Below are 14,787 nucleotides of genomic sequence, written 5' to 3'. Positions count from 1 at the left end.
ATTCACATCGAATCTGTTTTCTATAGATAAAACTAGATAATGGGAGGTTTGCAATATGAAAAAGAAGAATATAGCGGCGATGCTTGTCCCGGTCCTGCTTGCCGGGATTGCAACGGCTTGCAGCAGTGGAGGGAAAGCCGGCCAATCGCCGGATCCGGTAACAAGTGAGTCAGCAGGAGCGGCGAAGCCGAAATCGTCTGTGTTCACGTGGCTTGCTGCCGATCGCGTCGAAGGGCCTGTGCGTCAAGATTGGGAAGTGTTCAAGGAGCTTGAGAAGAGAACAGGTGCCAAGATTGAATTTCAGGCGGTTCCAGCCGCGTCTTTTGCCGAGAAGCAAAAGATTCTGATTGCGACCAATTCGGTTACCGACTTGATGATGGTGACCAATCAGGAGGGCCGAGAGTATGGGCAGGAGAAGGTATTTCTGAATCTGAAGGATTACCTCGATCAGGCCCCCAATATTAAGAAGTTTTTCGATACGAATCCGGAAGCGAAGGCACAGGCTACCGCAGCGGATGGAGGCTTGTATACGATTCCTCAACTGGACAGCTATATCGGGGGGAAAGGATTCAACCAAGCCTGGTATGTGCGACAAGATCTGATGGATAAATACGGTTTGAAAGCGCCGACAACGCTCGATGAGTTCTACCAGCTCCTCAAAGCGTTCAAGCAGCAAAATCCTGAGTCCTACCCGCTTACGTTGACCCCGCCAGAGTCAGGTGAGATGGGACTGTACGGCGTATTTATGAAAGCATTTACCGGCATACAAGGTTATATCAACCTGAATCCCGCGAACGATCAATTTGCATTTACTGGGAATCAGAAAGGATTCAAGGAAGCTCTCCAATTCATGAATAAATTGTACAGTGAGAAACTGCTAGACCCCGAATATTCGCTGCTGACACGGGCGCAATATGACGAGCGGCTGATCTCGAGCAAATCGTTCGTCACCTACTATTGGAAGGCGGATGTCGAACTTCTCCAGAGCAAAGCGCGCACAGCAAGCGGCAATCAGCAATTCAATTTGGACGGATTTCTACCTGTTACTGCTCCAGGTGTGAAAAATTATTTGTTCTCCCGTCCGGTTGTTGGAAGTCTGGGCATGGCGGTATCTGCCAAAGTCAAAGACAAGCAAGCGGCAGTCAAACTTATCGATTATTTAGTTGGCGAAGAAGGCAAGAAACTGCTTAATCTTGGTATTGAGGGTAAGACGTATAAAATAGTGGACGGAAAGCCTCGTTTTATGGAGGAGTTCGGAACGGCCCCATACAACACGCTTCGTCGCGATTACGGCGTCTGGTATCCGATGATCGGCTTTGACTTCGCTCTCCCGCGCTTGGCTTGGGAAAGCGCATTGGACGAGAAGACGAAGAAGATCAATGCGGCTTACGAACCGCTTGTCATCTCGGCTCCGCGGTCCTACGTGAAGACGAAAGAAGAGCAGGAGATGGAGAAGTCGAAGTTGAACAATCTCACGAAATATCTGGATCAGAGGATGGCTGAATTCGTGATGGGGAAAACGCCGATCAACGATGAGAAAATCAATGACTTAATCGAACAGTCGAAGAAGCTCGGCCTGGACGACATCGTGAATATGTACAACACGGCCTATAAGCGGACTTACGGCTCAAAGTAAGGACTCTCCTGACGCCCGAAAATAGATTTGGAAAGACGAATGCAAACATAGAGTTTGCATTTGTTTTGATCAGATGAGAAAGCGCTTTCTTTTGTTACCGAGAGTCTAAAGTGGGAGGACTTTGAATGAGTTTATTTCATGTTTTTGTCAAGAGGATAACGCTTGTATCGTTTCTCTTGTTATTTTCTTTGTTATTCTCTAATTTTGCTTTTGCCGATCCTGAAACTGATTATGTGTGGTTGGAAGGCGAAAATGCAAATGCTGTTAGCGGAGACTATAAAATGAAGACCGATTTGGGTGCAAGCACGCAAAAAATTCTCACCGTTGACAGCACAGATACGACGAAAACCCATCAAGCCGATTTTTCATTCGCTATCTCGAAAAACGGCAAATACGCGATATGGGTATTATCCTCGACAGGATCGGATACTTATTTGTCACGGTATAAATGGAAAATGGATGATTCCTCTTACCAAAGCGCAGTTCCCAAGCTACGTACGCCAGAGGTTTATCGAACCAAAGATTATAGGCAAATACCGATGTACTGGGATAAATTAAACGATTTGACGTTAAACACCGGACAGCACTCACTCAGCTTTATGACGGATGTTATGAGGGAATTGACACCCAAATTTTATTATCATGCTCTGGATTCTATTGTTATTGTGCCTGTGGAATGGAACTGGACTCCGGACAAATTCGCACGTCCACGAATCAATGATTTTGCCTGGATAGAGGGGGAAGCGGGAGATGCCACTGGCGGAGATTACAAAATTAAAACTGATTCGAAAGCAAGTAGTTTGAAAACGCTCACATTAGACAGTACAGATACTTCAAAAACACATAAGGCTGATTTTTCGTTTGCTGTGCCACAAAGCGGCAATTATGCCATATGGGTGCTATCTACGAACGGTTCGACCGATTATGTGTCACGATATAAGTGGAAGATAGATGCTTCATCTTATGAAAGCGCGATTCCATTGATTCGTTCTTCGGAAATGTATAAAACAAGCGATAGCCGGCAAGTCCCGGTATACTGGGACAAATTAAGCGAAGTGGCGTTAAACGGCGGGGTGCACTCCTTCAGCATGTTAACGGATGCCCTGCGTGAGATGGCGCCAAAATTTTATTACCATGCGCTAGATTCTATCGTTATCGTGCCAGCGGAATGGAACTGGACTCCGGAGCAATTCAACAAGCCTTTCGATCCGGCAAAGGTCAAGATCAACTATGCAGGGTCCTCTCTTTCCGCTACCAGTGTGAACCGAGACCAAACGGTCACTGTTACTGTGAAGAACAGGATCACGGAAGCGGTACAAAGCTCGCCTTTGATTTATGCAGAAATCGTTTGGAAAGGGGAGACGGTTACGAGAATTACCAAGCAACCTATGATCCCGATGAAGGACTGGCAAATCAACCAGGATTACACAGACAATTTGGTGCAGACCGTGCCTTCTGACGCATTTGATTCGAACTATGAGGTGAGAACCGGAATCGCTGGCGTTAATTACCAGAATACTGGCACTTATGCGAAGGTTGGCGATATCGTAGTAGGGACCCCCTCTCCCGAACCAGTTCCGCTGACCGTACAAGTGCTCGATATGAACCTTCCAACACAAATCCAACGGGAAATGGCATACGGGCAGGCAGGAGTCACGTTGGCCTTGGATGGGATCGTGAATTTTGAAACAACGGGTTACTTTTCTTTCTGGAGAGGGGATGTTTTGTGGGGAGTCGAGGAAGTTCCTTCTCTCCCGGCCGGTTGGAATTCTAGCCAAGCCACAACCATCATGGTGCCCTTCAAAGTTCCTGACGGGCTTCCAGAGGGAGCCTATCAGATCAAATTCGGGCTTCACCAAATGAAGACTCAGCAAAGCGTTGTGAAACAGGTCGAGATCGTAGGCGCTGGCGGCAGCTCATCCTATAAACCGCTTACCTTCGGGCAATTCGCTGACAAAAAGACAGGACGTTCCCATACCTGGTATGTGAATCAAGCCCATGCCATGATCTGGGATGGAAAACCGTTCGTGCCTGTGGGAGGCATGTGGACCTCCAAATATTTGATCAACTTTGATGTGACCAAACCAGACCAGAATAAAGCAAATTGGGAGTACGACCTCGCCATTCTTCAGCAAATGAAGGCAAATGGCGTGAAGGATATATATATTAATGCGGTTACTTCCGGCACAAAGCGTCCTGCCAGGGTATGGCAGTGGATCGTGAATTATTTGGAAGAACAAGGATTTACTTATGGCTTGCAGTTCCACGGCTACGCATCCAGTCTGAGTGAGGGATATCTGATAAGAGCCAATGAGGCTGGAGGAACTTTCAAAGTCGAGAACGTGACGGCGAGCGGAGAGGTAACGCTTGACATTCCGACCTCAGTGCTTCGCGGCTTTCAAAAACCGCTTTCCACCCTTTTCCTAGTCGTTAACTCCGCAACTGGGGAAGCAGTCCAGAGCGGGGAAGGGACCGTAGAGCCTGTAGTAGAAGGGAAATTCAAGGTACGTGCCCCTATTCATCTGCCTAATGACAGCACGTATACCGTTTACTTTACTCCCCGAGTTCTATTTAGCGGCAATTCCATGCAGAATATATGGGATGCAGGGAATGCAACGGAGCAGGCTATCTTCAATTTGGCGAGCAAATTGGAATTGGGCTCTAACTTCCGATTGTTTGTAGATCCGATTTACAATGAGTCGGGGATCATCAATTGGTACGAGAGCATCGTGATGGATTCGCCAGTTTACCGCGACCAATATAAAGATTGGTTGGCCAATAAATACCAATCATTAAATGAATTAAATGCTGCCTGGAAAATGGGCAGCCCCGTAGATTCTTTCGAAGCGGCTACCAGGCTTATACCTTTACAGACTGGACCTTCGGGAAGCGCATGGGAAGGCCTTCTTTATCTCGTGGATCCGGCAACAGGCGCAATAAATACTGCTGATGCTCGCACAGGGGTGATGTGGGATGACCATCTGGAATTTCGGGATGCTTCTTTTGGTGGGTTCAACAACCGGATTGCCGACAAAATCTCGGAAGCCGCCGATGCCCCTGTTGTCTATAAATATGTAGGTCTCTTGAAAAGGTATAATATCAACCGCCAATTGCACGGAGGACTGGATGGCTTAGGCGGAGAAATTTACGGGGATGATTCAGTTGAGCTGCTGCGCAAGACCGGAGACGCATATGCGGCGGCTGAACAATCGGCCAAAACAACATGGCTGATTGTTACGGAAACCCAGGTGGATGAAAATGTAAGCCGAAAAGCGGCATCCAAACAGATAGGCTACCCCGACAAAACGACGATGCACGAACATTTCAATACCCTTATTTCAGGCGGGATGAAGGGAATCTATGACTTTTTATTCCATACATTTTCAGATGCAAACCTGAGAGATTATTATTCCTATACGGCGAAGCCTGAAGAATTTGGCTGGCTGGAGGAGTACAGGAACAGCTTATTGGCGGAAACGCGTTTGAACCCATTGATAGATGAGAAGCCGGAAGCTTTTGCGTATTATGCTTATCCTGCTGGACAGATGTGGTGGTTTAAGCCTAATCAGCGTACGGCAGTTTTGCCGGGCAACGATTACCGTGGCGCAGGAGCCCTGTTAGCATCAGATCATCGATGGGCGCTCCCGACATATGATTGGAACGCCACTTCTAATCCTATATTGGTAAGCCTTGAAGATGATCCGGCAACGACGGTTTGGGGAGATCCGATTCGCTCCTTACAAGACATTAGGAATTCCGGCAGAAAAATCGTCTATTTAGGGCTTCGCAAAAACTTGGGCGCCCTCCCTAATCTGGATGCTTATTTTACAGGTGAGGCCGTTACACTCGCTAATGGGGATACGGTTCAGGTTCTCAATCCGACACCTACCTCCAAAGTCCTTTACAGTACGGAGGATGGAAAGGTTTGGGGATTACGGGACGGCCAAATGTGGATCATTGCCAATGCGAACTGGATAGGTGCAACGGATTCCGATTTTACAACTGTGAAGTTTATCGGCGATTTAAATTTATCGGACCGAATAGCCCCGAGCATCTCCATCGAGGGGCTTGAGAATGGCAAGGGCTATACGGACAGTGTGACGCCGATCGTTTTGGTTCAAGATGAGCAAAGCGGCATTGAAAGTAAAACCATCCTGCTCGAGGGCCAGCCATGGCAGGAAGGGACAGCAATTACCGGAAAAGGTTCCCATACGTTATCCATAGCCGTATCAGATCGCGCCGGAAATGTTTCGGCGGCAACGGTTCATTTTACAATCTATGCGGGTACCGTGCTGCAGGTTGAACCTGCTTCTGGCATCTATAGCGATTCTGTCGCGATTAAGGCAAACTTGAAGGATAGCCAAGGTCACCCTGTAACGGGAGAAACGATTTTGTTCAGTATGAATGGCAGCGCTGTAGGTACTGCTGGAGTTACGGATGCTCAAGGATTGGCCCAACTAAACTATAAAATCGAAGTCGGCGCAGCACCGGAAGCCAATACCTTAAATTATGAGGTTAAAGCTATATTTGCGCAAAACGCTGTCTCGTTGTATCAGGGGAGCGAAGGCATAGGGCAATTGACGGTCGGAAAAGAGAACGCTTCTATTTCCTACACGGGATCGACGGTTGTTCAAACGAATATGCCAGTAACCCTTTCTTCTAAGGTGCTGCAGCAGCAGGATGGTGAGCTGGGTAGCTTAGGCGGATTGCCTGTCAGCTTTACGATCTTAACGGTTAGTCCGACTGTAGCCAATGCTCACTACGTTAGTTCTGTTACCAATGTTGTTTACCAAACAGACAGCGAAGGCCAAGCATCCACGAGTATTTTGCTTCCAGTTGGGCTATATGAGGTGAAGTCAAATCTTTTGAACAACAGTTACTACACTACGGCAGAATCCACCGCTTCCTATATTGCCGTTTACAATCCTCATGCTGGAGAGGCTAGTGCCATACCGGGTATGCCGATCCTTTCAGATGACAATGGTTACGATACGGGACTGCAAGACGGTAACTATAATGTTAAGGTGAATATGTGGTATGGAGAAAACGGTAGCATCTATAAGCTTTACGAGAATGATGTTTTAATCGATACGAAAATCCTTACTGACAATTCACCAAACGCACAAACGGTGGCAACCGCCGTTTACGGCAAGAAGAATGGGACCTATCGTTATTATGCAGAGCTTACCAATGCATTCGGGACAACGACGAGCAGTACGCATATTGTAACAGTAACGAAAGCAGCGCCTGCAAAACCGGTTCTGTCGAGCGATAACTGGGATGGTGACGGCAACTTCAAAGCCACCATGAACATGTGGTGGGGTACGAATGGAACAACGTATCATTTATATGAAAACAGCGTTCTAATCGATACGCAAACACTTTTGGATAAAACCCCCACTGCTCAATCAGCCGTAACGACCATAGCGAATAGAGCAATAGGCACCTATGAGTATCGCGCGGAGCTCGTCAACAATGCGGGAGCCATATCCAGCGATAAGATGATTGTAAAAGTAACTAAGTAGTAAGCTTGCGATAGAAACTCAAAAAACGGAGAACGCGTAGTATACGCGGCTCCGTTTTTTTTTAGTAGATAAGAAAGTATAAGTTTTATACTTTTGCTTCGCATCTACCTTGACAAACGCGCTCGTCCCAGAAGGACGACGGAGTCGTTTATCCTTGGTGAGCTCAACAAGCGATTCGAGCCGTGGAATATGATTTTAATATTAAAACCGAGGGCGAGGAAAAAATTCTGGAGGTGTTCTATCGGGCGATTCAGGAAATTGCTTGCCAGTGGGATGAAGAACGATGAATCCCGGCCCAGAATTTCTCCAATTATGTGCAGTATATATAAAGTTTAAGGGGGGGATAGTCAAAAAGGGGGGTGCTATAATGGCGTTACCAATACAAAATAAGGGGGCAATACCCATGATGACTGATTTATCCGTAAAGTCTGACATGACTCCGGCTGTAAGTGTAAGAGCCCTAAACCCCTTTCGGCTCTTCTGGAGAAAGTACGGCGCCGCTTACCTTATGCTGCTGATTCCTGTTTGCTGCTTTGTTCTTTTTTCCTTATACCCGATTGCTTGGGCTGTTAAATACGTTTTTTATTACTATGATGGGGTTAGGCCGGAGCGGTTTACGGGACTGGCTAATTTCCGAAGACTGATGGATGATCAAATCTACTGGTCTAGCCTCTGGAAGCAGGCTCTTTTCTCCCTGAAAATCATCCTTGAGCTTCCTCTGGCCTTTATGCTGGCCCTGTTCCTCAGTTCGCAATTGAAAGGAAAGAATGTGTTTCGGGCCATGTTTGTTATGCCTTACATTCTGCCGGCCTCAACGATGGCCTTGGTGGTTTATATCCTGCTGAACCCGTACAACGGGGGTCTCAATCAGCTGCTGCTCGCCCTAAACCTGATCGATCAACCCATTGCCTTTCTGTCAGGCGGGTGGACAGCTTTTGTTAGCGGTATGGTTTTAGACGCCTGGCAGTATTTCGGGATCAATATGCTGCTTTTACTTGTAGGTCTGACCAGCATTCCGAAGGATGTCTATGAAAGCGCTGATATCGACGGCGCTTCGGGGTGGACCAAGGTGCGTTATATCTCCCTTCCAATGATGGGGCGGATTCTGCAGATGATTTTGTTCCTGTCTATTCTAGGGACACTCAAGTCGATGGGCCCCTTTCTCGTCCTTACGGATGGTGGACCGAACTATGCTACCGAGCTGACCTTCTTGTATATTTTTCATCAGTTTTTCGGAGGAGATGCAGGGACTAATTATGGCTACGGGGCAACGGTCGCGGTGTTTACCGCACTTATCCTGGTCGTGATATCGATAGGCTACTTCAAGTTGACCAAGAAAATGGATTATCATAATTAAGGAGGACAGCAAGGTGAAACATCTGTTAAAGTGGTTAAAGTATGTAATTTTGTCTGTCGTCGCCATCATAACGTTGATTCCGGTGCTTTACGTCTTGTTTTATTCCTTCAAATCCAACCAGGAACTGATTACGGGTGGCGGCTTACTGCCCCGTAAGTGGGTATTCTCCAACTATTCGGAGGTTTGGAAAGAGCTGAATTTCTCCCTTTATTTCTATAACTCGGTGATTTTTGCTACGGTCAGCTCTGGGCTGAGTGTGTTTATGGGGGCTATGTCTGGGTATGTTTTTGCCAGAACCAAATTCCCTGGCAAACGACTGCTCTCGCTGCTGATTATCGGGGTGATGTTCGTCAGCTTGGGTCCGATGACCTTGTACCCTAAATTCAAGCTTGCCGTGGATTGGGGGTTGACGAACAGTATTTTTACGATCCCTCTTGCTGCCTTGTATGGTTTGGGGGCTAGTGTTTTCCTGTACGAAGGCTTCGTTAAATCGCTCGGCAAGGAGATGGATGAGGCGGCAATTGTTGATGGGGCCTCCTATTTCAAGCGTTTTTACCGACTGACATTGCCGTTGATGGCTCCGATTACCGCTACTTTTTTCCTGTTGGAATTTATTGCGGAATGGAACAATTATATTTTCCCTTTAGTCATGAGTATCGGTAATCCGGATACCAAAACACTGACTGTAGGTGTGGTTGAACTGCGGAATATGGGTTCTGGAGCAGCGGCCTGGAATTTGCTGCTGGCGGGCTCGATGATTTCTGTAATTCCCGTACTCGTCGTATTTATTGTATTAAACCGACAAATTGTAGGTGGACTTGCGCAAGGTGCTGTGAAGGGTTGACAGATCGGAGGATGCAGCATGTATAAAGTGTTGATTGTGGATGATGAGCATTTTATTCGGGAAAGACTTGTCACAATTATTCCTTGGGAAGAATACGATCTCGTGGTTGCTAGTGTAGCAGAGGATGGAGAGAGCGCCCTCGAACAAATCCGGGCTGTATCTCCGGATATTGTCATTACGGACATCAGAATGCCGGATATGACAGGACTAGAGATGATAGCCCGGGCTGAGGCATATCGACCGAATACCCAGTTTATCATACTCAGTGCTTACAGTGAGTTCGATTATGCCCACAGGGCACTCCAGTTGGGTGTAACGGATTATCTCCTCAAGCCGACGAAGCCTGAAGAATTACTGCAGGTTCTTCTTAAGCAGGTGGATAGGCTGGAGCAGCTTAAGGTGCTAAGAAAACGTGACCGTCGCAATCGATATTATGAGGAGTCCATCCGCTCCCAGTATATTCAGGAGCTCATATTAGGAGATCAACCTGGCTATGAGTGGAAAGAGGAGTGTGTTCAGGTAGGGCTGAAATGGCTGCTAGATGGTGAGTTGAGACTGCACCTGATTACGTTGGATGGGGCTGATCAACACGGTCATATGGAGTCTGCTAAGATTGACCAGTTTGCCGTGCAGAATGTCATGTTCGAGCTTATAGCCGAATATGAGGCTATTTGCCCGATTCGTCTTTCCTTTGGTAAATGGCTGCTGGTTACGGGAGGCATGAACTCCCAAGAGGAGCTCCTCGTCTTTGCCCAGCGATTATACGATTATATAGACCGATTCACCAAAAAGAAAGTACACATTATGATTTCAGAGTCTGGACAAAGTCCGCTCCAACTGTCTAGATTGTTTTGGGAAACGGAGAAAATGATGGAATATATGGGAGCGAATCCGGAGGATCCGGTTCGCTTTCTTTTGCCGTCCCGTGACGAAATGGCCTATGTGCAATGGACGAAGCCTATGGCGGAGCTCATTGGGTGGATGCTGCAGGGAGATACAGACCGTGTGATCGAGTGGCTAAACCAATTGGCTCCTGCCTTTGTGGAATGGGAGCTGAATGCGGCTCAGCGCTGGTGCTTTGAATGGCTGTCCACGATCCGGGAGCATGCTGGGGCCCAGGGTGAAGGACTTTTGCCGAATACAGATGACTTAAGGATGCGCATCTCCGGTCATGCGAAAATCAAGGAACTTCTGTATTTCTTTACCCATGAGATCCATCATTTGCTCCGTCAGCGGCATGGCAAAGGCATCCATCGGTTGATTCGTCTTGCCCTGGAGCGGATTGGCAGGGAATACGAACAGGATCTCCAACTGACCACCATTGCCGAGGATTTAGGCCTTTCCCCTGTTTACTTGAGTGAGCTCTTCAAGCAGCAAACGGGAGTCACTTTCCGTGTTCACCTGCTTCGGGCCCGCATGGGCGCAGCAATCAGGCTGCTGAAGGATCCCACGCTTAAGGTGTATGAGGTGTCCTACAAAGTCGGGTACAACAAGGTAGAGCATTTTGTGAAGTTGTTCAAAAGGGAATATGGCATGACACCTTCGGAGTATCGGGGGGCTCTTGTATGAAGCAACAGCGCCGCCCTCCCTTCCGCCGGTTTCATCAAAAGCTGTTCTTGCTTATGCTCGCTTTGGCGCTCCTTCCACTTCTGGCTGTCGGCCTTGTTAATATCCTCGTGACCTCCAATTTATTTACCCGGCAATTGGAAGAAAGCGCGGACTTGATCCTGTCCCGCACAGCTGCCCCTCTCGGGCAGCTATACCAGGAATTCAAGACAGCAGAGGGGCTGTTTCTTCAGGATGAAGAGCTGATGCAGGCTTTTGCAAATCCGCAAGCTCCTATTCTCAAGCAGGTAGAGGTGGCCAACCGGCTATCTCAGTACCTGACCAATATCAAGTATATTAACGCGGATTTTCGTGTTTCCTTTCTCTTGCCCCGAAATCACTATCTTTCCAGCTACGGCCTTCCTGTAAAAAATGATCCCGCACGTATTGAGAGCTTTTCCCTGGACAAACGAACGCTTGAACACGTTTACTGGCTGTCTGACGATAAAACAACGGGTGAATTCACCTGGATCGTTCCTTTAGGAAGTGTTGCCGCTCAGCAATTGCACGGTTGTCTGCTGATTTCCATCCCGTATAGCTCCATGAGCGCGATGCTGGAGGAGCCGCAGCATTTAGGGCAAAGCCAGTATTTGATTGTCGATGCCGAGAATGGAAGATTAATCCGTTCTCCGGGAACGGAGGAGAATTCGGAGCTCCAGTCGAGAATCCTTCGTCTTCCTGAAGAGAAGAGTATGGACAAGCAGGAATACAGCTTTACAGAAGGGGACAGCTATTATTCCATGCGGACGATTGGGGCGGAATGGATGCTGCTCGGTATTGTGCCGCGGCATCAGGTGCTGCTGCCGCTCTACAAGGTGTATCAATGGACCATCGGCCTGGTGGGGCTTCTGCTGTTGGGTATGACTCTACTCTCCATCCGGCTGGCACGGAATTTCTCCCGGCCGATTGAAAGGCTGGCCCTACTAGTTGTCCGCAAGAAAAGCGAGGGGGTCAACCTGCATATCCCACCTTTGGTGCGAGCGGATGAAATTGGCGTCCTCTATGACGGGATTCGTGAACTGTTAATGGAAATCCGCCAGGAGCAGGTGCTGAAGAAGGAGTACCGCCTGAGGCTGTTGCAGTATCAGATTAACCCGCATTTTCTCTACAACAGCCTGGATACCATCCAGTGGAAAGCGCTGGAGCACAAGGATCGGGAGCTCACCAGTATGATTGAATATTTAAGCGGTTTTCTTCGAGGAGGCCTGGATCAGATCGATGTCGTGACCGTCGAGCAGGAACTAAGGCACCTGAATAATTATATTGGCATGCAGCAAATCCGCTACAAGGGGCAGTTTACGATTGCCATCCAGATCCCTGAGGAATTCATGCAGCAGGAGATTGTGAAGATCTCGCTTCAGCCGCTGGTGGAAAACGCCATCATGTACGGAATGAGCCGCCAGGCGGGTGGAAGTCTTATCAAGGTTGAAGGCTGGCGCGCAGCAGAGGATGCTTTTTGCATTGGTGTCTTTGATGATGGACAAGTTCTGGACGAGGAGCGGGTACAGCGGCTGCTCAGCGAGCAGGTTCCCGATCCAGACTCCTTTGGCATCCGTAATGTTCATGAGCGGATCCGGCTCTATTTTGGTGAAGATAGTGGCCTGCGGATGAAGAAGTTGGAGCAGGGAAAATGCTTTGAGCTGCTGCTTCCCTATGTGGAAAAGCTTCCATAATCGCGGCTGGTTTGTTAGTAAATACGAGTTTTGAGGGGTTAACTGCGGGTGGATTCCTTTCTATAATGAGGGTGTAATTCAAATCAAGATGAGGGGTTGAAGCAATTGAGTAGAAATAAATGGGGAAACCGCAGTTTGATTACGATAGCTGCCGTGGTGTTGGCTCTGTCTGCCGGGTGCTCGTCTGGCACAAACAATGGCAAGGATGCCAGCAGCACCGCGGGGGTAGAGAAAGAAAAGCCTAAGGAAAAAGTGACGATCAAGGTTTGGACCAACACACGGCATGATCTTGAGGTTCGTGAGGGCTTAATCAAAAAGTTCAATGAAACGAATCCTGACAATATTCAGATTGACTATAAGGTTTACTCGGACAACTATAACGAGCAGCTGAAGCTTGCACTGAATGCGGGTAAACTTCCGGATATTGCTTATTATATTCCCGATCTGTCCAATGCGGATTATCCATTGGATTTGAATCCCATGATCACACCGGAGATTCGCAAACGCTTTGATAAATCCGCTCTTACAGCTCCACCAACCTCCAAAAATGGTGAACTGGACCGTGTCTTTGAGAACGTCACCACTTTTAAATTAGTTTACAATAAGGATTTGTTTAAAGCATCAGGACTTGATCCAGAGAAACCCCCAACGACCTGGCAGGAAATGCAGCAATATGCTAAACAGATAACAGCCAGTGGAGGCGGCAAGAAGTTCGGTCTCGGTCTGCCGATCAAGCAGACGGCATTCTGGCGGTATTATGTGACTTATCCGGCAGTTGTTTCGGGAGACATTTATGGCAGGGATGGCTGGAATGCCGTAACTGGAAAATATGACTTTTCGCCTTTTGCTAAATATGTGAAGTGGTGGATTGATGTGAATAAGGAAGGCAGCGTCTTTCCAGGCGTAGGCAATTATGACAACGATATGATCCGCGCCCAGTTTTCGGAGGGCAATATCGGCATGCTGTCCGCGGCCACCTGGGATATCGGGGTATTCAACGATCAGTTTCCAGCAAAAATCGACTGGGCCGTGGCAGACTTCCCTACCTGGGGAGGGAAAGTTCTGGGTGGTCCTGCCTACGAGACAGCGGGTGGATACAGCATCAACAAAAAAACGGAGCATCTTAATGAAGCAAAGAAGGTATGGGAATTCATGATCTCCGATGAAATGTTTGTGACGCTGGCAAAAAAGGGTCTCGGTTCCTTTACAAACCTTGCCGCTCAGGAAAAATCGATTCAACCAGTGGATCGCAAGGGATCAGCAGGTTTTGTCATCAATGGGAAGTCAACGAATTATCCGATGGCGCCACTGCTGGATTATTCCGTTTTAAACCCTCCGCTTAAAGTGGGCTCAATCGATGTCAAAAAAGCGGGCGTTGTAAATGACGTCATGACGGAGCTGTTTATCAAGGGCAAGGAGCTTCCGGAAATTGAGAAGGGACTGCAAGAGCTGGGAGATGCGTTCAACAAACTGACGGCTGCCAATGTGGAAGCGAAAACGGTGAATTTAAACAAGTATCTGCAGCCGGATTTCAAGTCGCTGAAGTAACGGCTGATAGCAGCGATTAACGTTACCGGAACTATACTTCGGTGAAAAGCTTATCTTTCGCACCCCCCAGATCGCTTTGCATAGCAAATAGCTCTGGGGGTGTTATCTATCTAGTGCAAGGGGCGGCGATTCAGTCCGTGAGCGGGCAAAAGTGGATAGAGCAAGCTACGGAAATTTATAAAAAGGAACATCCAAACAAGAAATAGAGTGAATGCAAATCATCACGAGATCCAAAAAATCTCGTGATGATTTTAAACTAAAAATAAATATAACATGTTTCTTAGGGGTGTGGAGATGAAAATTACTGGCGTGAATACGTTTGTCGTCGATTGTTACCGGACAAACTTCGTATTCGTCAAAATTTACACAGATGAAGGTATTTCAGGGGTTGGCGAAGCAACGCTGGAGTATAAAGAGAATGCTGTAACTGGGGCAATAGAAGATATAAAACGTTACCTAATCGGTAAAAGCCCGCTTGATATCGAAGCGCATTATCACAATATATATCGTGATGCCTACTGGCGGGGCGGAGCTGTACTGATGTCTGCGCTCAGTGCAGTGGAAATGGCATTGTGGGACATTAACGGTAAATCACTGGG

The 14,787-nt window shown here is 47.7% G+C and carries 7 protein-coding genes and 1 pseudogene; all 8 read left to right on the top strand.

The annotated features are described in order from the left end of the window. Positions 1 to 55: 55 nt before the first annotated feature. Positions 56 to 1,636: an extracellular solute-binding protein gene (locus GC102_RS15210; protein ID WP_171690299.1), complete on the top strand. Its 1,581-nt coding sequence runs from the start codon at positions 56 to 58 to the stop codon at positions 1,634 to 1,636. A 125-nt stretch (positions 1,637 to 1,761) separates the two neighbouring features. Next, positions 1,762 to 7,161: a hypothetical protein gene (locus GC102_RS15205; protein WP_171690298.1), complete on the top strand. Its 5,400-nt coding sequence runs from the start codon at positions 1,762 to 1,764 to the stop codon at positions 7,159 to 7,161. A 367-nt stretch (positions 7,162 to 7,528) separates the two neighbouring features. Beyond that, positions 7,529 to 8,518 (top strand): carbohydrate ABC transporter permease, encoded by a 990-nt coding sequence (locus tag GC102_RS15200; protein ID WP_171690297.1) that lies wholly within the window; start codon positions 7,529 to 7,531, stop codon positions 8,516 to 8,518. A gap of 13 nt (positions 8,519 to 8,531) precedes the next feature. Then, positions 8,532 to 9,362 (top strand): carbohydrate ABC transporter permease, encoded by an 831-nt coding sequence (locus GC102_RS15195; protein ID WP_171690296.1) that lies wholly within the window; start codon positions 8,532 to 8,534, stop codon positions 9,360 to 9,362. Between the two features lie 18 nt (positions 9,363 to 9,380). Further along, positions 9,381 to 10,931 carry a response regulator transcription factor gene (locus tag GC102_RS15190; protein WP_171690295.1) on the top strand — a complete coding sequence of 517 codons (1,551 nt, stop codon included), beginning with the start codon at positions 9,381 to 9,383 and terminating at the stop codon, positions 10,929 to 10,931. Then, complete coding sequence (locus GC102_RS15185) at positions 10,928 to 12,640, top strand: sensor histidine kinase (RefSeq protein ID WP_171690294.1); 1,713 nt, start codon at positions 10,928 to 10,930, stop codon at positions 12,638 to 12,640. The genes GC102_RS15190 and GC102_RS15185 overlap by 4 nt, the downstream gene beginning before the upstream one ends. Positions 12,641 to 12,745: 105 nt before the next feature. Next, complete coding sequence (locus tag GC102_RS15180) at positions 12,746 to 14,188, top strand: ABC transporter substrate-binding protein (RefSeq protein WP_171690293.1); 1,443 nt, start codon at positions 12,746 to 12,748, stop codon at positions 14,186 to 14,188. A gap of 294 nt (positions 14,189 to 14,482) precedes the next feature. Beyond that, positions 14,483 to 14,787 (top strand): annotated as a pseudogene (locus GC102_RS15175) (mandelate racemase); the annotation flags it as partial.

The organism is Paenibacillus germinis (assembly GCF_013141785.1).
GTDB classification, from domain to species: domain Bacteria; phylum Bacillota; class Bacilli; order Paenibacillales; family NBRC-103111; genus Paenibacillus_E; species Paenibacillus_E phytorum.
This window is presented reverse-complemented; position numbering and strand designations above follow the sequence as displayed.